The sequence below is a fragment of the Nocardioides flavescens genome (assembly GCF_009823805.1).
GTDB classification, from domain to species: domain Bacteria; phylum Actinomycetota; class Actinomycetes; order Propionibacteriales; family Nocardioidaceae; genus Nocardioides; species Nocardioides flavescens.
In genome coordinates this window covers 198,733-219,327 of the sequence record NZ_WUEK01000002.1, presented here as the reverse complement: position 1 = coordinate 219,327, position 20,595 = coordinate 198,733, and the positions used below count along the sequence as shown (strand labels likewise).

The window sequence follows — 20,595 nt, the reverse complement described above, 5'->3', positions numbered from 1 at the left end:
GTGACAATTCTGTGAAAGCCCACGTCAGACGGCACCGGCGCGCTAACTTCGGGCGGGAGGTGAGGACATGGATCTGGCCGACCTGTACCGGGACATCGTCGAGACCTCTCCGGACGGGATCTGGGTGGTCGATCTCGACGGGCGCACGGTGTACGCCAACCCCGAGATCGCGCGCATCCACGGGATCCCCGAGTCCGACCTCCCCGACCTGACCGTCTTCGACACCCTCGACGAGCAGGGACGCACCCAGTTCGCGGCGCACCTCGACGACGTGCGCGGCGGACGCATCCACGACCACGAGGTCGAGGTGCAGTGGGTGCGCCGCGACGGCAGCATCGTGTGGGTGCTGTGCCGGGAGTCCGCGATGCGCGACGACGAGGGCCGCACCGTGGCCCTCCTGCACCGCTACAGCGACTTCACCGAGCGGCGCCGGATGATCGACTCGCTGCGGGCGAGCGAGGAGGCCCTCGAGGACCAGATCGCCCAGAACACCGTCATGCAGGCCGTCGCCAGCGCCGCCAACGAGGCCCACGCCCTCGACGAGGTGCTGGACCGCTGCCGCCACCTCGTGCTGCTCCACGACGACTGGGAGCGCGCCCGGGCGTTCGTGCCCGACGACGAGGGCCGGATGAGCGCCTTCTTCACCAGCGAGGCCGACCGCGCGGCCGACGCCGACGACCCGTTCGCCGCCTCCGAGCTCGAGCTCGCGCAGCGCTGCTACGACGACCGGCACCTGGTCTGGGACGAGCGTCGGCTCACCGTGGCCTTCCCGATCTCGCTCGACGACACCGTCTACGCAGTCATCGCCATCACCTCGGCGCCTCCGCTCTACCGCCACCAGATGGTCGAGAACATGGTGACCCTCGCCGCCGAGCAGCTCTCCCGCGTCGTCGAGCGCGAGCTGCACCAGGCCGCGCTCGCCGCCGCGCGCGACTCCGCGATGGAGGCCTCGCGCCAGAAGTCGGACTTCCTGGCGACGATGAGCCACGAGATCCGGACCCCGCTCAACGGCGTGATCGGGCTCAACGACCTGCTGATGCGCACCGCCCTCTCCCCCGAGCAGCAGCGCCTGGTCTCGGGCACCCAGGTCGCCAGCCGCACCCTGCTCGACCTCATCAACGACATCCTCGACTTCTCCAAGATCGAGGCCGGCCGGCTCGAGCTGGAGCGCCGCGACTTCGAGGTGCGTCCGCTGCTGCACCACGTCGCCGGTCTGCTCGGCGGTGCGGCTCGCGCCAAGGGCATCGACCTCGTCGTCGAGTGCGACGACCCCGTGCCGCCCGTGCTCTCGGGTGACCCGACCCGGCTCGCCCAGGTGGTCACCAACCTCGTCTCCAACGCGGTGAAGTTCACCGAGCGGGGCGGGGTGCGAGTCTGCGCCCGCCTCGACGACCAGCCCTCCACGGTCGACGACGCCGCGGGCGTCGTGCGGATGCACGTCGAGGTCACCGACACCGGGGTCGGGGTCTCGCCGGAGAAGCTGCGGGGGCTGTTCGACCCGTTCACGCAGGCCGACTCCTCGACCACCCGGGTCTACGGCGGCACCGGCCTCGGCCTCGCCATCTCGCGCGAGATCGTGGAGGCGATGGGTGGCGCGCTGGTCTACTCGCCCAACCCCGAGGGCGGCAGCGTCTTCTCCTTCACCGTCACCCTCCACGAGGGCGCCGGAGACGAGACACCGGTGACCTTCGGCTCCGCGGCCCCCAGCGGCCCGCAGCTGGCCCTGCAGGGGCGCCGCGCCCTGCTCCTCGACGACACCGGCACGGAGCGCCAGGTGCTCGACGACCACCTGGCGTGGTGGGGCGTCGAGGTCGAGCGGCTGAGCTCCGTGGCCGCCCTCGACGAGCACCTGGGACACGCTCGGCCCGCGCCCGACGTCATGCTCCTCGACCTCACCGACCCCGCCCACGACGTGGCGCGGGTCGTGGCGCGCCTGCGCGCCGTGCCGTCGTACGCCGGGGTGGGGGTGCTGCTCCTGACCCCCGAGGGCAGCCCGCGTGCAGCGACGGCCGGGCTGCAGGACGTCGGCGAGGTCCTCGACCGGCCCGTCCACTCCAGCGCGCTGCTGGAGGCGCTGCGCCGGCTGATTCCCGAGGCGCCGCCGCTCGACACCTCCCGGCCCGGCGCGCTCGCCGCGCCGGGGCCGCACACCCCGAGCAAGGGCTGGATCCTGGTGGTCGAGGACAACCCGGTCAACCAGATGGTGGCGACCGGGCTGCTCGCCGCCCTCGGCTACACCGCCGACACCGCCGACGACGGACTGGCCGCGATCGAGGCGGCCCGTGCGGGTGGGTTCGACGCGATCCTGATGGACGTGCAGATGCCCCACATGGACGGCTACACCGCCACCGAGCGGATCCGTGCCGGCGAGGCGGGCACCCGCCGGCCGATCATCGCCATGACCGCGGCCGCCGTCGAGGGCGAGCGCGAGCGCTGCCTCGCGGCCGGGATGGACGACTTCCTCACCAAGCCCATCGACGCCGCCCGGCTCGCCGAGACGCTCGAGCGGTGGCTGCGGCCCGATGCCGCTCCCGCGCCCGACGCCGTGCCGCCCGCCGCCGTGCCGCCCGCCGCCGTGCCGCCCGCCGCCGTCGCCCAGCCGGCCGCGGGGCCCGCCACGGGCCCGATCGACGTCAGCCGCCTCGACGAGCTCCGCGAGCTCGACCAGCCCGGCCGCCCGTCGTACGTCGCCCGCGCGGTCGAGAACTACCTCGGCAACCTCGAACGCGACCTCGCCCTGCTGAGCGCGGCCACGGACGCCGACGACCACGTCGAGCTGCGCGCGGTCGCCCACCGGTTCGCCGGCGCCTCGCTCAACCTGGGTGCCGCCCGCTCCGGCGAGACCGCCCGCGCCCTCGAGCAGGCCGCCCGCCACGAGGACACCGGCGCGGCCCGGGCCCTGCTCGAGCAGCTGCTCGGCCTCGCCGAGGCCGACGCCGAGGGACTGCGCGCCTACCTGCGCGCGGCCTACCCCGCGCCGGTCTCCTAGTTCTGGGCGGACCCGGGCTCGGGCACGTCGGTCTCCCACCGGGCGCGCCGCTCGTCCTCGCTCTGCTCCCACCACGGCGTGCCGCGCTCACCGAGCGCGACCTTGGCCGCCTGCACCCCGGCGCGCGAGGTGGACTCCTCGTCTGTGCCGCGGGTGCGTCGTACGTCGCGACGCCAGGCCATCAGCACCCGCTGGAGCTCGCTGCGGCGCTCGTCGGGGATGAGCGGGTCGGTCGCGCGCCACTTCCGGCCGTCGATGACGACGTGGTGACCGTCGTCCGTCAGCTCGGGCCCACGCTCGTCGCTCACGACGCGAGCCTAGGCTCGACGGGTGAGCACGGCAGGGGGTGAGGCGCGACCGCAGCGCTCACCGGCGGCGGCTGCGGCTCTCGTCGTCGGCGTGACGGTCGCGCTGAGCGTCGTCTTCACGCTGCTCGGGCTGCCGTCCGCCGTGCTGTTCGCCTCGCTGCTCGGTGGGATGGCGCACGCGCTGACCTCGCCGACCGTGCTCGCCGTGCCGTCGTGGTCCTACCGCGTGGCGCAGGGGCTGATCGGCGTCGTCATCGGCGCCTCGGTGACCCTGTCGGCCCTGCGCCGCATCGCCGGCGATGCCGTGCCGGTGCTGGCCGTCCTGGTCGCGACCCTCGCGATCTCGATCGGCGCGGGCTGGCTGCTGGCCCGGCGCCGCGACGTCAGCCTCGTCACCGGCGTGTTCTCGCTCATCGCCGGCGGGGCCTCGGGAGTCGTGGCGATGGCCCACGACCTCGGGGCCGACGAGCGCGTGGTGACGGTGGTGCAGTACCTCCGTGTGCTGGTCGTGCTGCTGACCATGCCGCTGGTGACCGCGGTGGTGTTCCGGCCCGACCAGGCGGTCGGCCGGTTGGCGGCCTCCGACGCCGGGCTGCCGCGCGACCTCGTCTTCGTCGCGGTCTCTCTGGCCGTCGGCCTCGTGATCGCGCGCCTCGTGCGCTTCTCCACCGCCACGCTCCTCGCCCCGCTCGCGGTGGCGGTCGTCCTCGCGCTCGGCGGCTGGCTCGGCGACGTGTCGGTGCCGACGCCGCTGCAGTGGCTGGCCTTCGCGCTCATCGGGGTGCAGGTCGGGCTGCGGTTCACCCGGGCGAGCCTCGCCTCGATCACGCGGATGCTGCCGGTCGTGCTCGCGCTCATCGTCGCGATCATCCTGGCCACCGCCGCCACGGGGGCCGTGCTCGCGTGGCTGACACCGGTGGACGGGCTCACGGCGTACCTCGCGACGACGCCGGGCGGGCTGTTCGCCGTGCTGTCGACGGCCGCCGACTCGGGCTCCGACGTCACCTACGTGCTCGCGGTCCAGCTCTGCCGGCTGCTCGTGATCCTCGCCCTCACCCCTCTGCTCGCGCGCTGGCTGTCAGACCGGCCCGGTCGATGACGGCGCGCGTGCGGCGGCGGTAGCGCCACACCTGCAGCAGCCCGAGCGCCCAGAGGGGGTACTGCGCGGCGAGCGCCCAGCGGAACGCCTCGGGCGTGTAGGCCGTGCTGTCGCCCGGAGTGCGCCAGTCGAGCACGAGGCCCACGGCGATGACGACCACGAGGCTCGCGGCGAAGCCGGCCTGGTTGATGATCCCGGTGGCGCTGGCGAGCCGGTCGGCGGGGTTGGAGGTGCGGGCGAGGTCGAAGCCGATCATCGAGGCCGGGCCGCCGATGCCGACCACCTGGGTCAGGAGCAGCAGCAGCCACAGCGGCGCGTCACCGGGCCACAGCAGCACCGCCGTCCAGACCGTGACGATCGCCCACACGATGCTGAGCACGATGCTCGAGCGGTGCCAGGGGTGGCGGCTGACGAGGAAGCCGAGCAGCGGACCCGACCACATGAACGCCACGACGATCGAGGTGAGGAGCAGCCCCGCGACCTCCTCCGAGCGGCCCTCGCCGCGCACGAAGAACGGGTAGCCCCACAGCAGCGACAGCGTCGTGGCGCTGAACTGGGTCACGAAGTGCATCCAGAACCCCAGCCGGGTGCCCGGGTGGCCCCACGACGCGGTGAGGCTGCCGCGCACGAGGCCGAGGCTCATCGGGTGACCGCGCAGGTTGCGCGCGTCGGGCGCGTCGCCGAGCACCAGCACGAGGGCCACGGTCACGAGCAGCCCCAGGCCCGCGGCGAGCAGGTAGGCCTCGGTCCACCCGAGCCGCGACAGCGCGAGCCCCATCGGCACGGCGGCGGCGATCGCGCCGAGCTGCCCGAGGGTGCCCGACAGCTGCGTCACGATCGGCACCCGCCGCGGCGGGAACCACCGGCTCACCAGCCGCAGCACGCAGACCCAGGTCATCGCGTCGCCGATGCCCACGAACGTCCGGGCCACCAGGGCCGCCGGGTAGCTGTCGACCACCGCGAACGCCGCCTGCGCCAGGGTCATGACCACGGTGCCGGTGAGGATCAGGCTGCGGGGTCCGAACCGGTCGATCAGCAGCCCGACCGGGATCTGCATCGCGGCGTAGACCAGCAGCTGCAGCATCGTGAACACCGCCAGCTGCGCCGCGGTGATGCCGAACCGGTCGGTGGCCGCGAGCCCCGCCACGGCGAGCGACGTGCGGTGGAAGATCGCCAGCAGGTACGCCGAGAGCGCGACCCCCCACACCGCCAGAGCACGCCCCACCCCAGCACCGTAGGCGGTCGTCGCCCCCGGCCGCCGTGCGGCCTCAGCGTCGCGTGGGCAGGGTCACCCGCGGCCGGCGCAGCAGCCCCACCGCTCCCAGGAGGGCGCCCACGCCGGCGAGTCCGAGCAGCAGCGGCACGACCACCCAGGCGGACAGGCCGGCGAGCGCCGCCGGCACCCGGGGCCGAGCCTGCACCGCGACGAAGGTCTCCCCCGAGCCGGCGCAGGTCACGACCACGGCGTCGGACGGCGCGTCGAACGCCGCGACGGCAGTCCAGTCGAGGTCCTTCTCCGAGCGGGTCCAGCCACCGTCGTACGGCGACAGCGCAACCGGCTCACCGCTCGCTGCGTCGGCGACCTCGCACCCGTCCACGACGTCCGGGCTCGACGCCCACACCAGGGTGGACCGAGACTGCGAGGTCTCGACCCGGTGCGGCTGCCCGTCGGTGGTCACCACCACGTCGTCGGGCCAGTCGTAGCCACCCGCCCCGGCCGCCGCGACGGCCACCGCCGCCAGGAACGCCGCCACCAGCAGAGTGACGCCGACGCAGGCCAGCACGAGCGGGTCACGCGTGCGTTGACGCGGTGCCGCGACAGTGCTCATGACCGGAGTGTGCCAGTCCCCCCGGCCGGATCAGCGGCGCCGGACGACGGTCTCCTCGTCGCCGAAGCGCCAGACACCCAGCCACGCCAGCCCGATGAGCGCCCCGAGCATGACCACGCCACACACCACCGCGAGCGCGCCGACGACCGGTTTCACCGCGTCGCCCGAGCCCAGCAACAGCACCGTCATGAGGACGTACGCCGCCAGTGCCGTCGCGCCGAACTGGCGCACCCTACGGGTCCGGCGCCGGCTGACCTCGACCTCGACGGGAGGCAGGTCCCGCTCGTCGAGAACGGCGAGCACCCCGGGCCGGACGCGAAGGTGCACCGCGAGAGCGATGAGGAGCAGCGCCCCGCAGCCCAGACGCGTTGCGACGCCCGTGCTGGGCCCGTCGGCGACCAGGTCGAACAGGCCACGGCCCACCCAGAGCACACCCAGACCACCCAGTCCGAGAGGCAGCCAGCGCGACGACCAGGAGTCCTGCAGCAGCGCAGCCCTGTCCTCCGGCACCTCGCGGAGCCGCTGGTGACCCGTGGAGCCCGACCACTTCGCCGACACGACGAGGGACCACGCAGCGAAGAGGAGCGGCAGCCACGGGAGGTCCACGGCACCTCGATACCCGGCCGGGCCGGCGGGTACCACCCCGGGCGGAGAGCCAGGCTGAGGACGGGGGCGACGTGGGCGGTCCGGGCGCAGCCGAGCCGACGACCCCGCTGATCCGATCCTGGCGGCGCTGAGGCATGGTCGACGTCCTGGCCCCGTTGGCCTCCCTCACGAGCGTGACGGCGTTCCTCTTCTCGATCACCCTGGAGATGCGTGACCGGGCTCGACGCGAGCGGGCGACACGGGTGCGGCCTCAGCCGCTCCGCCGCACCCGAGGATCGACCTGGCTGAAGGCGCTCGCCCTCGCCGGGCTGGCCGCCAGCGTGGTCCTGAGGATCGCGTGAGCACCGCGCCCGGGCGTGCGGCCCGGGGCTGACTGACGCTCGACGTCATCGGGGGGCGCCGGGGCGGACGCTCGGGACGAAGCGGTCGGCACCGCAGTCTCGCTTCACTCCCAGGGTGATCAGAGCAGCTGTCGTGGGCCTCGGCTGGTGGGGCCAGAAGATCGTCGCCGACCTCGAGGGGAGCGCGGAGGTCGAGGTCGTCCTCGGTGTCGATGTCGACCCCGGCGCCCGGGAGCGGGTCGGGGCGCGGGGGCTGCGCACCGCCCCGACGCTGGACGACGCCCTCGCCGACGACACCGTGGAGGCGGTCGTGCTGTGCTCGCCCCACCGGTTCCACGCCGAGCAGATCGAGGCGGCGGCAGCGACAGGCCGGCACGTGTTCTGCGAGAAGCCGCTCGCCACCTCCGGCGAGGAGGCGCGGCGGGCGATCGCCGCCGTCGAGGCAGCCAGGGTCCAGCTGGGCATCGGGCACGAGCGCCGCTTCGAGCCCGCGGTCGTGCGGCTGCGCGAGAGGTGCGCCGCGGGCGAGCTCGGCACTCCCCTGGTCGTCGAGGGCAACTTCAGCCAGGACAAGTTCCTGTCCCTGCCGCCGGACAACTGGCGCCTCTCGGCCGAGCTCGCGCCGGTCGGTCCGCTGTCGGCGACCGGCATCCACCTGGTCGACCTGGCGATCGCGGTGCTGGGGCGCCCGGTCGAGGTCTGGGCGCGGCTCGGGACCCTTGCGACGTCGTTCGAGAACGGCGACACGCTCACCGTCACGATCGGCTTCGAGGGCGGCCGGACCGCCGTCATCACCGCGATCCTGACGACACCGTTCGTGGGTCGCTTCACCGTGCTCGGCTCGCAGGGCTGGTCGGAGATCCGCGACCGCAGCCACCCCGAGTCTCCCACCGGCTGGGACGTCACCACCGTGCTGCGCGGCGACCAGCCGTCGACGACGTTCGCGCCGCCGCACCCGAGCGTGCGCGAGAACGTCGAGTCCTTCGCGCGGGCCGCCGCCGGCGGCGAGGCCTACCCCGTGTCGTACGCCGAGATGCTGGCCAACGTCGACACCTTCGAGGCCATCACCCGTTCGGCGCGCACCGGTCGGCTCGAGGCGGTCCGCCAGGCGTGAGCCTGTTGACCTCGTCAGAAGGTGCTGTATACATTCAAGACATGTCGTATACAGGACTGCACACGTGACCGCCACCGACGAGTTCCGGGGAGTGCAGCTCCCGACGGGTCCGCTGTCGGCGGCCCTGCGCATCGGAGGTCGGCAGGTGCCGGGCCACGGCGAGCAGCTCGACGTGGTCGACCCCGCCACCGGTGAGGTGCTGGCGGTCGCCGACACCGCGGACACCGACGACCTCGAGCTCGCCGTGCGCACCGCCCAGGAGACCTTCGACGCCGGCACCTGGAGCGCGCTCCCCGCCCACGAGCGCTCGCGGGTGCTGCACCGCTTCGCCGACGGCATCGCCGAGCGCATGGACGACCTCTACCGGCTCGAGACCGCCAACAACGGCCGGCCGATCACCGAGACCCGGGCCCAGATCACCCGCCTGCCCGAGTGGTACCGCTACAACGCCTCGCTGCTGCTCGCCGACCGCGACGCCGTGGTGCCCATGCCGGGCCCCTACCACTCCTACACCTCGCGGCTGCCCCTCGGCGTGGTCGCGATCCTGGCGTCGTTCAACCACCCGATGATGATCGCGTCGAAGTCGCTCGCCCCCGCCCTGGCGACCGGCAACTCGGTCGTCCTCAAGCCCTCCGAGCAGACGCCGCTCACGGCGTTCCTGCTCGCCGACATCGCCCACGAGGCCGGCATCCCCGACGGCGTCCTCAACGTCGTCAACGGTCCCGGCCCGACGATCGGCGCAGCCCTGACCCAGCACCGGCTCGTCAAGAAGGTCGTCTTCACCGGCGGCACCGAGCCCGGACGGTCGATCGCGGTCGCCGCAGCGACGCGCTTCGCCAAGACGACGCTCGAGCTGGGCGGCAAGTCACCCGTGCTCGTCTTCGACGACACCCCGGTCGCGACCGCTGCACGGGGCGCGGCGTTCGGCGGGTTCGTCGGCGCCGGCCAGACCTGCATCGCCGGCAGCCGCCTCATCGTCCAGCGCGGCATCCACGACGGGTTCGTCGAGACCCTGGCGGAGGTGGCCCGCGGCATCAGGATCGGCGACCCGAGCGACCCCGCCACCCAGCTCGGCCCCGTCATCTCCGCCGCCGCCCGCGAGCGCATCCTCGGGCGCGTCGCTGACGGGGTCGCCGCAGGTGCCCGCGTCGTGACCGGGGGCGCCGCTGCCGAGGTGCCGGGGCTGCCCGGCGGGTTCTTCGTCCAGCCGACCGTGCTCGCCGACGTCACCAACGACATGTCCGTCGCCCGCGAGGAGATCTTCGGTCCGGTCGTGGTCGTGATCCCCTTCGACGACGAGGACGAGGCGGTCGCCATCGCCAACGACTCGGCCTACGCCCTGGGCTCGGCCGTGTGGACCCGCGACGTCGCCCGCGCCCACCGCGTGGCCTCACACCTGCAGGCGGGCATGGTCTGGGTCAACGACCACCACCGCCTCGACCCGTCCTCGCCGTGGGGCGGGATGAAGGAGAGCGGCACCGGACGCGAGGGCGGCTGGGAGTCGTTCCACGACTTCACCCAGGTGCGGGCGGTGACCGTGCGCACCGCACCCGACGACGTCGACTGGTACGGCGGCATCGCGACGGAGAGGCTGAACTGATGGGTGACGCCACCGACGGCCTGAGCATCGACACGGCGGACGACGGCGTCGTCCTGGTCACGCTCGACCGGGGACCTGACAACCTCTTCAGCATCGAGATGTGCCACCGGCTCGCCGCGCTGCTGGAGGACCCGCCCGAGGGCGCCCACGTGCTGCGGCTGCGCGCCGCCGGCCCGACGTTCTGCCTCGGCCGCGACCGCGGGGGGACCGCTTTAGCCCCGGGCGAGGTCCGGGCCGAGGCGCAGGCGCTGGTGCGCCTGACCCGGGCGATCCCGCGCTCGCGGCTCGTGACGGTGGCCGAGGTGCAGGGCGACGCGGCCGGCTTCGGAGTCGGCCTGGTCGCGGCGTTCGACGTCTCCGTCGCGGTGCGCGCGGCGTCGTTCCGCTTCCCGGAGGTCGGCATCGGCCTCGCGCCGGCCCTCGTGCTGGCCTGGCTCCCGCGGGTCGTCGGTCGCCGCGAGGCCTTCTGGCTCACCGCGACCGGGGAGGCGCTGACCGCGTCGCGTGCGCACGAGCTCGGGATGCTCAACGCCGTCGTCGACGACGAGGCGGAGCTCGGCGCCCGGGTCGACGCGGCCGTCGCCGCCCTGCGGGCCGGCAGCCCACGGGTGCACGGCGACATCAAGGACATGCTCCGGGGCTTCGGCGACCTCGGCGACGAGACCGCGCTCGAGGTGAGCCTCGACCGCCTCGTCGTGGGCTCGCTGCGCCGGGGCGAGGCCTGAGCCGCCCGGCGGCACCCGTGCGGGAGACTGCACGGGTGCCGTCGGAGTCCGCCGCCGCCCGGGTCGCCCGAGACCTGCGCGAGCGCCTGTCAGCCGGACTCGTCGAGCCCGGCACCGCGCTCTCGCAGACCGGCGTCGCCGAGGAGTACGGCGTCAGCCGGATCCCCGTGCGCGACGCGCTGCAGCAGCTCGCGGCCGAGGGCCTGGTCGAGCTGCGGGGCGCGACCGCGGTGGTCACCCCGCTCTCGATCGAGGACCTGCAGGAGCTCTACGAGCTCCGCGAGGCGGTCGAGCCGCTGGCCACGCGGCTCGCGGTGCCCCGCGTCGGCCGGGCCGCGCTGACCCGGATGCGGCACCTGCTGGCGACGATGGAGGACGACGCGACGGCGCCGCGGGCCTGGCTGGAGGCCAACACGGCGTTCCACGCCGAGGTCTACGCCCTGGCCGGTCGGCCGCGGATGGTCGCGCTCGTGGAGCAGCTGCGCCGTCTGACCGACCGCTACCTCTACGTCCACCTCGACGTGATCGGCGACGTGGAGCACCTGCAGGCCGAGCACCGCGCGATCCTCGCGGCGGTCGAGGCAGGTGACGCCCAGGCGGCGGCCGAGCTCACCCGCGTGCACCTCGCGTCCTCCCACTCCGTCGTGCTCGACCACCTGCTCGCCCAGGAGGCTAGAGGACGAGGCGAGCAGGCGGGCGGCTGATCAGCGCGCGACCATCCCCGCGGACAGGTCGATGTCCGCCGCGCACAGCCCCGGCATGTGGAGCATCGCGACCACGGCCGCCGCGACCTCCTCCTCGGTGAGCATCCGCTGGAGCGCCGCGCGGGAGACGAACGCCGCCTCCGCCTCGTCGTACGACGTCCCGGTGCGCTCGGCCTCCAGCGCGAAGTTGCGGTGCATCCGCGGCCCGTCCACCGGGCCGGGCGAGAGGGAGTTGACCGAGACCCCCGCCGGGCCGACCTCGTAGGCGAGGGTCGTCGTCAGCCCGATGACCGCCATCTTCGACGCGGTGTACGGCGTGCGACGGGTCAGCGGCCGCTTGCCGCTGACCGAGGCGAGGTTGATGACGTCGCCCTCCCCCCGCTCCACCATGCCGGGCAGGAAGGCCCGGCACATCAGGTAGGTCCCGCGGACGTTGACCGCGAAGACCTCGTCCCAGTCCTCCGGCTCGACATCGACCAGCGGCGCCACCGGCCCGGCGATCCCGGCGTTGTTGACGAGCACCTCGACGGTCTCGTCAGCCAGCTCCGCCGCGAGGGCCGTGACGGCGACCGGGTCGGCCACGTCCGCAGTCGCGGTGCGCACCGACCCGGACAGCCCACGCGCCGCCTCCTCGAGCTCCTCGAGGCTCTGCTGCGTGCGGCCGACGCCGACCACCCGCGCCCCGCGGGCGACGAGGGCCAGGGCGATCGCGCGCCCGAGGCCGCTGCCGGCACCGGTCACGAGCGCGGTGCGCCCCGCGACCCGGTCGCCGGGGAACGCCGATGCGGGCGTAGGCACTGGCACCGCGTCGCTCACGCGTCACCGTCGAGCAGCGCCACGGCACGGGTGGGGCCGCCGTGGGCGCCGATCACCTTGAGCGGGAACCCGACGAAGGTGAACCGCCGCCCGATCAGCTGGTCGAGGTTGGTGAGGTTCTCGTAGTGGGTGATGTGGTGGCGCCGGCACATCATGTGGCACGGGTAGGACTTGCTGGTGGGGTTGTCGGGGGTGGGGCTGTCGACCCCGAACGTCTTCACGCCGTGCTCGACGATCCACTCGCTCCCGCTCTCCCCGAGGCCCGGGAACTCCGAGAGGTACTGCGGCGTGCCCGCGTAGCGACCGTGCGTGCCGGTGTGGAGCAGCAGGATGTCGCCCGCCTCGACGCTCACGCCGGCCGACTCCTGGGCCGCGTCGAGGTGCTCGCGGGTGATGTCCTGGTGCGCACCCACCCCCGAGACGTCCAGGCAGGTGGCCGGACCGTAGAAGAGGTCGAGCGCCATCTCGTCGATCGTCTGCGCCGACGGGTCCGGGTCGAGGTGGGAGAACGAGTCGACGTGGGTCGGCCCGTTGTCGTTGATCATGAACCCCTTGGTCTGGAAGGAGAACCCGCCCTCGAAGCGGAGTCCCGTCTCCTCGTGCGAGGCGTGGTCGAAGACCACGGTCTTGAGGTGACCGGGGTAGACCTGCATCCCCTGGTAGATGTCCTGCGACAGGTCGACGAGCTGCACGGGGTGCTCCTCTCGGTGCGGCGGGTCTCGGACGGCCCGCCTGGGCGTGCCTCCATCGTGGCCTGGGTCACATCCGAGACGACGCTCCGATCGGAGTAGGTTCGGGCACGTGACCGCTCCGATCGACGAGACCGCACCGCCGTTCGACGTGGCCGATCGCATCGCGGCGGCGGTGGGCGGGCCGGTGATCGTCGAGGACGCGTCGTTCCGCGTGATCGGCTACTCGGCCTTCGTGGGCCCGATGGACCGCGGGCGCACCGAGGCGATCCTCGGTCGGCGGATGCCGGAGGCGTGGCAGGAGCACCTCGCCGAGACGGGCAGCCTCGACCGCCTCCTCACCTCGACGGACGTCGTCGACCTCCACAGCGGCCCGTGGGAGGCGCACCGCCGCCTCATCACGGCCTTCCGGGCCGGCGACCGGGTGCTCGGGGTGGCCTGGGTGGCCGAGGCGGACGAGCCCCTGGGCGACGGTGCCGCCGCCGCCCTGCGTCGAGCCGTCGACGAGGCCACTCCCCCGCTGCTGCGCCACCTGGAGCGGGTCGACGCACAGGAGCAGCACCTCTCCCGGCTCGCCGCGACGCTGCTCGACGGCCTCCCCGGCGCCCCGGCGGCGGCGGACCGGCTCGGACTCGCACGCGACGGCCGGTTCGTCGTCCTCGCGGCCGCCCTCGACACCGACACCTCGCCCTCCGGGGCGCCCGCCCCCGCCGACCGCGTCGTGGAGCACCTGCGCCGCTGCCTCGAGTCGTTCCGCAGGCTGGGTGCCTCGACGCCGCGCGGCGACGGAGCGCTCGCGCTCGTCGCGCTCGCCCCCGAGGAGGCCGACGCGGCGGCGACGAGACTCGGGCAGGACGCCCTGCGACTGGCCGGGAACGGCTCGCTGCGCACGCTCCGGGTGGCCCTGAGCACGGTGGGTGCCGGCCTGGCCGCCCTCCCCCGACTGCGCGACGAGGCCTCCTCCGCCTGCGCCGTCGCGTCCAGGGGAGGCGCGGTCGTCGCGTACGCCGACGTGGAGGCCGAGGTGCTCGTGGCCGACCTCGTCGCCACGCTCCCCGCCGGCACCGGGCTCCGCGGGATCGACCGGCTGCGCGAGGCCGACCGCGACCGCGCCGACGCAGACCTCGAGCGCACCCTGCGCGCCTACCTCGCCTCGTGCGGCAGCGCCTCCGCGACCGCCGAGGCGCTCGGGGTGCACGTGACCACGGTCCGGCACCGCCTGCGGCGGGTCACCGAGGTGTCCGGGCTGCGCCTCGACCGCCCCGAGGTGCGGACGGCCTGCGAACTGGTGCTGCGGCTCCCCGCGCGCTGAGCCCCTGCGCCCCGGCCCCCGGACTCCCGCCCGCCGCCACGGCGCGGGCACCAGACTGACGTCGCGCGGCACGCGGCGGGCGCGCGGCCCGACCTACGGTGCCGAGATGGACCCCCAGCCCGCTCCCCGCACGACCACGACCACGACCCGGCCGCTCGCCACGGTGGGGGTGGTCGGCCTCGGCATCATGGGCTCGGCGATGTCGACCCACCTGCTCGCCGCCGGCTTCGACGTCCTCGGCACCGACCTCGAGCCGGCCGCCGTCGCGGACCTCGAGGACCACGGCGGCCGTGGCGCCGAGACCCTCGGGCACCTCGCGGCGGAGGCGGACATGGTCGTCACCTCGCTGCCCTCCTCCGAGGCCGCGCTCGAGGTCTGCACGCAGCTCGCCGGCTCGGCGCGGCCCGACCTGGTCGTGGTGGAGACCTCGACGCTCTCGCTCAAGGTGAAGCAGCGCTGCCACGACCTGCTGGCGAGCGCCGGCGCAGTGCTGCTCGACTGCCCGCTCAGCGGCACCGGCGCCCAGGCGCGCGAACGCGACGTGGTGGTGCTCGGCAGCGGCGACGAGGCGGCGTTCGAGGCCGTCCGTCCGGCCCTGGAGGCCTTCGCCCGGTCGGTGCGCCACGTAGGTCCCTTCGGGCACGGCACGACCATGAAGCTCGTCGCCAACCTGCTGGTCTCGATCCACAACGCCTCGACGGCCGAGGCGTTCGCGCTCGGACTGGCCGCCGGCCTCGACCCGGACGTGCTCTACGAGACGATCCGCGAGGGGGCGGGCGGCTCGGTCATCTTCGACAAGCGCGGTCCGCTGATGAGCGCACGCTCCTACCGCCCCGCCACCGCGCGGGTCTCGATGTTCCAGAAGGACGTCTCGCTGGTGCAGGAGCTCGCCACCGCCGTCGACGTCGCCACCCCGGTGCTCGACGCGACGCTCCCGCTCTACGACCGGGCCGCCGAGGCCGGCTGGGCCGACGCCGACGCCGCGGCCCTGCTCGAGGTGCTCGAGGAGGGCGGACGCCGATGAGCCTCTTCCTCCACCTCGCCGACGAAGTGGCCGACGCCGTCCTGGCCCACGCCCGCTCCGAGGGCACTGCGCCGCTGGCCGTCGTCGTGCTCGACCCCGGTGGTCACCTCGTCGTCGCCAAGCGCGAGGACGGCGCCGGCATCCTGCGCACCGACATCGCCACGGCCAAGGCCTACGGCGCCCTCGGCATGGGCATGTCGTCGGGGGCGATCGCCGAGCGGGCGACGGGACAGCCGGCGTTCTTCACCGGCCTCGCCGCCGTCGCCGGCGGCCGCTTCGCCCCCGCGGCGGGCGGCGTGCTGGTGCACGACGCCGAGGGCCTCCTGATCGGGGCGGTCGGGGTCAGCGGCGATACCTCGGACGTCGACGAGCAGTGCGTGCTCGCCGGGCTGGCTGCGGCCGGACTCGCCGGCGACTGACGGGCGCCTGACGCAGCACGGCCCCGGCTCCCCCCGAAGGGGCCGGGGCCGTGGTGCGGCCAGGGTCAGCGGTCGAGCTTGAGGAGCCGCGCCGCCGTACGGCTGCGGACGTCGTCGCGCACGCCCTCGTCGAGGCTCGTGGCCTCGATCTGGCCCAGCGGGTCGTAGTGGCCCATGTCGAACGGGTAGTCCGTGCCGACGACCACCTGGCTGGCGCCCATCTGCTGCACCAGGAACTCCAGGTGCGGGGCGTCGAAGACCAGGCAGTCGACGTAGACCTGCTTCAGGTAGGTGCTCGGCGCCCGGGTGATGTGGTGGCGACCCTCGGGACGCTCGTCGTAGGCGTGGTCCATCCGCGAGGAGTAGAACGGCAGGTAGCCGCCGCCGTGGACGGCGACCACCTTGAGCTCCGGGTGCTCCTCGAGCACCCCGCCGTGGATGATCCGCGTCAGGGCGACCGTCGTGTCGAGCGGGTTGCCGATGACGTTGGTCAGGTAGTACTTGCGCAGCCGCTCGCCGCCCGTGAAGCCGTTGGGGTGGAGCATGACCGGCACGTCCAGCTCCTCGGCCTTGGCGAAGAACGGCCGGAAGCGCCGGTCGTCGAGGTCCATCCCCACGACGTTGGTGTTGATCTCGACCCCGCGGAAGTCGTGGTCGCGCACGCAGCGCTCGAGCTCCTCCACGGCCGCCCGGACGTCCTGCATCGGCACGGTGGCCAGCCCGACGAACCGGTCGGGGTGGTCTGCGACGATCTTGGCGATGTTGTCGTTCTGCATCCGTGCGAGCTCGAGGCCGAGCTCGGGGTCGGTCCAGTAGAAGTAGCCGGCCGGCGCCACCGACAGGGCCTGCACGTCGACGCCCATCGCGTCCATGTCGGCGAGCCGGACCATCGGGTCGGTGGCCTTGGGCATGATCGCCTTCACGTGCTCGACCTGGTAGGCGTTGGTCTCGTCGCCGCCGAAGTAGCTGAACGGCTCCATCTCCGGGGCCATCAGCCCGTCCACCAGCGGCAGGCAGTCGGGCAGGATCACGTGGGCGTGCATGTCGATCGTGCGGGGGCGTCCCGTGGTCATGGGGGTCCTCTCTCGTGCGGTCAGGGGTCAGCGGGCCGCGAGGGCCCAGGGCAGCTCGGCACCGGAGTGCTTGGCGGCCCGGACGTCACCGGAGCGGGCGTGGCCCTCGAAGAGCTCGACGCGCGCCGTCCGGCCGCACAGCTCGCCCAGGCGGGCGCTGGCGGCGGGGTCGGTGACCTCCTGGAAGGTGACGGTGCGCAGGTACTTCCCGACCCACAGCCCGCCGGTGTAGCGCGCCGCACCGCGGGTGGGCAGCACGTGGTTGGTGCCGATCACCTTGTCGCCGTACGACACGCAGGTGCCCTCGCCGAGGAACAGCGCGCCGTAGTGACGCATCTTGTCCAGCGCCTCGCGCGGCTCCTGGGTGAGGATCTGCACGTGCTCGCTGGCGAACGTGTCGGCCAGCCGGTACGCCGCGTCGAGGTCCTCGACCACGTGCACCTCGCCGTGGTCGCGCCAGGCGGGGCCGGCCATGTCGTTGGTCGACATGCCGGGCAGCAGCTCCTCGACGTGCGCCACGGTCTCCCGGGCGATCCGCTCGGAGGTGGTGATCAGCACGGCGGGCGAGTCCGGGCCGTGCTCGGCCTGGCTCAGCAGGTCGACCGCGACCACGAACGGGTCGGCGTGCTCGTCGGCGACCACGAGGATCTCGGTGGGGCCCGCGAACAGGTCGATGCCGACCTCGCCGAACAGCTGGCGCTTGGCCTCGGCGACGTAGGCGTTGCCGGGGCCGGCGATGAGGTCGACCCGGCCGATCGACTCCGTACCGAGCGCCAGGGCCGCGACGGCCTGGACGCCACCGAGCACGAACACCTCGTCGGCCCCCGCGAGGTGCATCGCGGCGATGGTCGCCGGGGGGATCTCGCCCCGCAGCGGAGGCGTGCAGGCGGTGACCCGCTCCACGCCGGCCACCTTGGCCGTCACCACCGTCATGTGGGCCGACGCGGTGAGCGGGTAGCGACCCCCGGGCACGTAGGCGCCCGAGGCGCTGATCGGCACGTGGCGGTGACCGAGGAAGACGCCGGGCTCGGTCTCGACCTCCAGGTCGAGCATGGTCTCGCGCTGGCGCCGCGCGAACTCGCGCACGTTGGCCTGCACGGTCCGGATGTCGTCGACGACGGTGGTCGGCAGCGCCGCGATCAGGTCCTGGATCTCGGCCTCCCCCAACCGGAACGAGGCCGGGGACCAGTTGTCGAACTTCTCCGAGTAGCGGCGCACGGCGTCGTCGCCGTCGCGCCGGATGTCCTCGATGACGTCGCGGACGACGTCGGCGACCGCGTCGCGCCCGGGTGCGGTCTGCGAGGCAGTGGTGGGGGTCTTGAGCTGGGTGCTCACGGGGGCTCCTGGGTCCTGGTGCGGGGTGAGGCAGGTCGGGGTGGCCGGGCGTCGGGTCAGGCGACGGGCTCGGCGACGGGCTCGGCGGCCGCCATCGCCTTGAGCGTCTCGAGGCGGGCGAGCACGTCGGCCTGCAGCGTGGCGACCGCCTTGTCCGACTGGCGGCGCGGGCGAGGGAGGTCGATGGTGATGTCCTCGTAGATCAGCCCGCCGGGCTGGAGGACGATGATGCGGTCGGACAGCTCGACGGCCTCGACCACGTCGTGGGTCACGAAGACGACGGTCTTCTTCGACTGCGCCCAGATGTCCTGCAGCTGCTCGCGCAGACCGCGCGCGGTGATCGCGTCGAGGTGGCTGAACGGCTCGTCCATCAGCAGCAGGTCGGGCTCGACCGCGAAGGCGCGGGCGATCCCCACGCGCTGCTGCATCCCGCCGGAGAGCTGGCCGGGGTAGAAGTCGGCGTTCTTCTTCAGGCCCACCATGTCGAGGTAGCGCTCGGCCCGGGCGACGGTGTCGCGGGACTGGTCGTCCTGGACGTACATCATGTTCTTCATGACGCTGCGCCACGGCAGCAGCCGCGGGTCCTGGAAGACGTAGCCCATCCGCGCCGGTCCGCCGGCGTCGCTGGTGAGGGTGATGTCGCCGGAGGTGTGCTCCTCGACCCCGGAGATGATGTTGAGCAGCGTGCTCTTGCCGCAGCCCGACGGTCCCACGATGGAGACGAAGGTCTGGCCCGACACCTCGAAGGAGATGTCGTCGAGGATGCGGCTCTCGCGGGCGGTGCCGAGGTTGAAGGTCTTGGACAGGTTGGTCACGGTCAGGACGGCCACGGGAGCTCCTGGTGGTTGCGGGACGGGCGGATGCGGGAGGACGGGACGGGGTGGGGCGGGGATGAGCTCACCGGCGCGTCACCGGGCGTCGCGCCAGCGGAAGGAGCGCTGGATGGCCTTGTCGAGCACGAAGCGGTCGAGCAGCACGATGAAGCCGACGAACAGCACCACCCAGGCGGCGAACCCGGCGTAGCGGTTGGCGTCGTACCAGAACCGCGCGCGGTAGCCGACTCCGCCGCCGCCTCCGAACCACTCGGCCAGCAGCACGCCGTTCCAGCCGATGATGATGGCGAAGCGGACGCCCGCGGCGATGTAGCCGGTGACGGCCGGCAGCACCAGGTCGCGGACCCGGCGCCCCATCGGGACGTCGTACGTCGCCGACATGTCGCGCAGGTCGCGGGACACGCCCCGCACCCCCTGCGCGACGTTGACGATGACGAACGGGACGGAGGTGAGGAACGTCGTGATGATGGGGCCGGTGTCGCCGAAGCCGAACCACATGACGGTGAGGAAGGCCCAGATGATGGCCGGGATCGAGAGGGCCACGAGGACGGGGCTCTCCAGGAAGGCGCGGGACAGCTGCGAGAGCCCCATCAGGACACCCACGGCCACGCCGACGACGGTGGCGAGGGCGACCCCGACCCCGAAGCGGTACAGCGTCGAGCCGAAGTTGCCGAACACCTCGCCGCGCGAGAACTCGTCGACCAGGCTCGTCCACACCGCGACGGGTCCCGGGACCCGGTCGAAGAGGGCGGAGACGACCACCCAGAACAGGACGAAGGCGAGCAGGCTGGTCACCCGGGCCGCCGGGTCGGAGGTGAGGACCTTGCGCCACTGCGGCGTGTCCTGCTCGATCTCGGTCGTGGAGCGCCGTCGCCCCACGGTGCTGCTGGCACTGGTGGGCTGGTCGGACACGGTGGTCACAGCGCGGCCCCTCTCTCCTCGGGACGCCACGCGAGGAGGCGGGACTCGGCCTTGGCCAGCACCAGCCGCTCGATGACGAGCATGAACGCGATGAACAGGACCATCCACGCCAGCACGGCGCTGATGTCGTAGAGCTGGTACTCGGTGCGGATCTGGAAGCCGACGCCGCTGCGTCCACCGAAGACCTCGGTCAGCGCCTCGACCTTCCAGGCGACCGCGAAGCACATCCGGATCGCGGCGAAGACGAACGGCACGATCGTCGGCACCAGCACCTCACGGCGGATCTGCCGCGGCGTGCGTCCGAACGCCTCGCTCATGGTGATGAGCTGGTTGTCGACGCCGCGGATGCCCTCGGCGACGTTGAGCGCGACGTAGGGCGCGGAGACCAGCGCCACGGCGAGGATCGGGCCCAGGTTGGACAGCCCGAAGACGATCAGCGACATGACCGCGTAGACGATCGCGGGGATCGTGCCGGCGATGGTCACGCCGTCGTGGAAGAAGGCCCGCCAGTAGCGCGAGCGGCCCATGGCGTAGCCGATCGGGGCACCCACGAGCGCCGCGACCCCGAAGCCGGCGAAGGTCTTCAGCACGCTGGCCGAGAAGTCACCGACGAAGTTGCCGGTCTCGATGATCTCGATCGCGGACTGCAGGACCTCGTGGGGTCGAGGCAGGAGGCGGCTGCCGAACCACCACGAGGTGGCCTCCCACACGGCGTAGATGGCCACCCAGCCGAGCGCGAGCACCGCGGTGCGGCGCCAGCGCCGCCCTCGCGCCGTACGCCGGGCGGCGGCCTCGCGGTCGGGTGCGGCAGGGGTGGAGGGGCCCGTGTCGGGCCCCATCACGAGCTGGTCGGTCATG

At 73.4% G+C, this 20,595-nt stretch carries 21 protein-coding genes; 10 read left to right on the top strand and 11 right to left on the bottom strand.

Annotated features, from left to right (window positions below; all coding sequences use genetic code 11):
- The first annotated feature begins 67 nt into the window (after nucleotides 1-67).
- Nucleotides 68-2,989 (top strand): hybrid sensor histidine kinase/response regulator, encoded by a 2,922-nt coding sequence (locus GRQ65_RS03740; RefSeq protein WP_160875307.1) that lies wholly within the window; start codon nucleotides 68-70, stop codon nucleotides 2,987-2,989.
- On the opposite strand, the gene GRQ65_RS03735 is transcribed toward GRQ65_RS03740, so the two are convergent.
- Entirely contained in the window at nucleotides 2,986-3,297 is a 312-nt protein-coding gene (locus GRQ65_RS03735) for a hypothetical protein (protein WP_337191462.1), read from the bottom strand. The two genes, GRQ65_RS03740 and GRQ65_RS03735, sit on opposite strands and share 4 nt — an antisense overlap.
- 22 nt (nucleotides 3,298-3,319) lie before the next feature.
- On the opposite strand from GRQ65_RS03735, the gene GRQ65_RS03730 reads away from it, so the two are divergent.
- Nucleotides 3,320-4,396 (top strand): AbrB family transcriptional regulator, encoded by a 1,077-nt coding sequence (locus tag GRQ65_RS03730; RefSeq protein ID WP_160875305.1) that lies wholly within the window; start codon nucleotides 3,320-3,322, stop codon nucleotides 4,394-4,396.
- On the opposite strand, the gene GRQ65_RS03725 is transcribed toward GRQ65_RS03730, so the two are convergent.
- Genes GRQ65_RS03725 through GRQ65_RS03715 form a run of 3 tightly spaced genes read right to left on the bottom strand, consistent with a single transcriptional unit; the run spans nucleotide 4,350 to nucleotide 6,831 of the window.
- Nucleotides 4,350-5,621 carry an MFS transporter gene (locus GRQ65_RS03725; RefSeq protein ID WP_337191461.1) on the bottom strand — a complete coding sequence of 424 codons (1,272 nt, stop codon included), beginning with the start codon at nucleotides 5,619-5,621 and terminating at the stop codon, nucleotides 4,350-4,352. The two genes, GRQ65_RS03730 and GRQ65_RS03725, sit on opposite strands and share 47 nt — an antisense overlap.
- 43 nt (nucleotides 5,622-5,664) lie before the next feature.
- Nucleotides 5,665-6,225 carry a hypothetical protein gene (locus GRQ65_RS03720; RefSeq protein WP_160875303.1) on the bottom strand — a complete coding sequence of 187 codons (561 nt, stop codon included), beginning with the start codon at nucleotides 6,223-6,225 and terminating at the stop codon, nucleotides 5,665-5,667.
- 30 nt (nucleotides 6,226-6,255) lie between these two features.
- Nucleotides 6,256-6,831, bottom strand: coding sequence for a hypothetical protein (locus GRQ65_RS03715; RefSeq protein WP_160875302.1), 576 nt, complete (start codon nucleotides 6,829-6,831; stop codon nucleotides 6,256-6,258).
- 134 nt (nucleotides 6,832-6,965) lie between these two features.
- On the opposite strand from GRQ65_RS03715, the gene GRQ65_RS03710 reads away from it, so the two are divergent.
- The 5 genes from GRQ65_RS03710 (at nucleotide 6,966) to GRQ65_RS03690 (ending at nucleotide 11,315) form a co-directional block, all read left to right on the top strand.
- On the top strand, nucleotides 6,966-7,172 hold the full coding sequence (locus GRQ65_RS03710; RefSeq protein WP_160875300.1) for a hypothetical protein: 207 nt from the start codon (nucleotides 6,966-6,968) through the stop codon (nucleotides 7,170-7,172).
- 115 nt (nucleotides 7,173-7,287) lie between these two features.
- The gene (locus tag GRQ65_RS03705) at nucleotides 7,288-8,286 is read left to right on the top strand and encodes a Gfo/Idh/MocA family protein (RefSeq protein WP_160875298.1); all 999 of its coding nucleotides are present in this window, start codon (nucleotides 7,288-7,290) and stop codon (nucleotides 8,284-8,286) included.
- Nucleotides 8,287-8,350: 64 nt separating this feature from the next.
- Complete coding sequence (locus tag GRQ65_RS03700; RefSeq protein ID WP_337191460.1) at nucleotides 8,351-9,886, top strand: aldehyde dehydrogenase; 1,536 nt, start codon at nucleotides 8,351-8,353, stop codon at nucleotides 9,884-9,886.
- Nucleotides 9,886-10,611 carry an enoyl-CoA hydratase/isomerase family protein gene (locus GRQ65_RS03695; RefSeq protein WP_160875296.1) on the top strand — a complete coding sequence of 242 codons (726 nt, stop codon included), beginning with the start codon at nucleotides 9,886-9,888 and terminating at the stop codon, nucleotides 10,609-10,611. Before GRQ65_RS03700 ends, GRQ65_RS03695 begins: the two co-directional genes overlap by 1 nt.
- Before the next feature lie 35 nt (nucleotides 10,612-10,646).
- A complete protein-coding gene (locus GRQ65_RS03690) occupies nucleotides 10,647-11,315 on the top strand; it encodes an FCD domain-containing protein (RefSeq protein ID WP_160875294.1) in 669 nt (222 codons plus the stop codon).
- Here the strand turns inward: GRQ65_RS03690 and GRQ65_RS03685 are convergent, their stop codons facing one another.
- Both GRQ65_RS03685 and GRQ65_RS03680 read right to left on the bottom strand, forming a co-directional pair.
- Entirely contained in the window at nucleotides 11,316-12,113 is a 798-nt protein-coding gene (locus GRQ65_RS03685; protein ID WP_160875292.1) for an SDR family NAD(P)-dependent oxidoreductase, read from the bottom strand.
- A 14-nt stretch (nucleotides 12,114-12,127) separates the two neighbouring features.
- A complete protein-coding gene (locus GRQ65_RS03680) occupies nucleotides 12,128-12,823 on the bottom strand; it encodes a cyclase family protein (protein ID WP_160875290.1) in 696 nt (231 codons plus the stop codon).
- 109 nt (nucleotides 12,824-12,932) lie between these two features.
- Between GRQ65_RS03680 and GRQ65_RS03675 the strand changes: the two genes are divergently transcribed.
- The 3 genes from GRQ65_RS03675 (at nucleotide 12,933) to GRQ65_RS03665 (ending at nucleotide 15,575) form a co-directional block, all read left to right on the top strand.
- A complete protein-coding gene (locus GRQ65_RS03675; RefSeq protein WP_160875288.1) occupies nucleotides 12,933-14,132 on the top strand; it encodes a helix-turn-helix domain-containing protein in 1,200 nt (399 codons plus the stop codon).
- Between the two features lie 106 nt (nucleotides 14,133-14,238).
- The gene (locus tag GRQ65_RS03670; protein ID WP_160875286.1) at nucleotides 14,239-15,156 is read left to right on the top strand and encodes an NAD(P)-dependent oxidoreductase; all 918 of its coding nucleotides are present in this window, start codon (nucleotides 14,239-14,241) and stop codon (nucleotides 15,154-15,156) included.
- Nucleotides 15,153-15,575, top strand: a complete 423-nt coding sequence (locus GRQ65_RS03665; RefSeq protein ID WP_160875284.1) for a GlcG/HbpS family heme-binding protein — start codon at nucleotides 15,153-15,155, stop codon at nucleotides 15,573-15,575. The genes GRQ65_RS03670 and GRQ65_RS03665 overlap by 4 nt, the downstream gene beginning before the upstream one ends.
- A 65-nt stretch (nucleotides 15,576-15,640) precedes the next feature.
- Here GRQ65_RS03665 and GRQ65_RS03660 read toward each other — a convergent pair whose 3' ends face one another.
- From GRQ65_RS03660 to GRQ65_RS03640, 5 genes are all read right to left on the bottom strand, one after another.
- Nucleotides 15,641-16,648, bottom strand: coding sequence for an amidohydrolase family protein (locus tag GRQ65_RS03660; protein WP_160875282.1), 1,008 nt, complete (start codon nucleotides 16,646-16,648; stop codon nucleotides 15,641-15,643).
- 27 nt (nucleotides 16,649-16,675) lie between these two features.
- Nucleotides 16,676-17,983, bottom strand: coding sequence for a histidinol dehydrogenase (gene hisD / locus GRQ65_RS03655; protein ID WP_160875280.1), 1,308 nt, complete (start codon nucleotides 17,981-17,983; stop codon nucleotides 16,676-16,678).
- A gap of 56 nt (nucleotides 17,984-18,039) precedes the next feature.
- Nucleotides 18,040-18,813, bottom strand: a complete 774-nt coding sequence (locus GRQ65_RS03650) for an ATP-binding cassette domain-containing protein (protein ID WP_160875278.1) — start codon at nucleotides 18,811-18,813, stop codon at nucleotides 18,040-18,042.
- A 78-nt stretch (nucleotides 18,814-18,891) separates the two neighbouring features.
- On the bottom strand, nucleotides 18,892-19,737 hold the full coding sequence (locus GRQ65_RS22475) for an ABC transporter permease subunit (RefSeq protein WP_160875276.1): 846 nt from the start codon (nucleotides 19,735-19,737) through the stop codon (nucleotides 18,892-18,894).
- Nucleotides 19,734-20,594, bottom strand: a complete 861-nt coding sequence (locus GRQ65_RS03640) for an ABC transporter permease (protein ID WP_160875274.1) — start codon at nucleotides 20,592-20,594, stop codon at nucleotides 19,734-19,736. Before GRQ65_RS03640 ends, GRQ65_RS22475 begins: the two co-directional genes overlap by 4 nt.
- Nucleotide 20,595 lies beyond the last annotated feature (1 nt).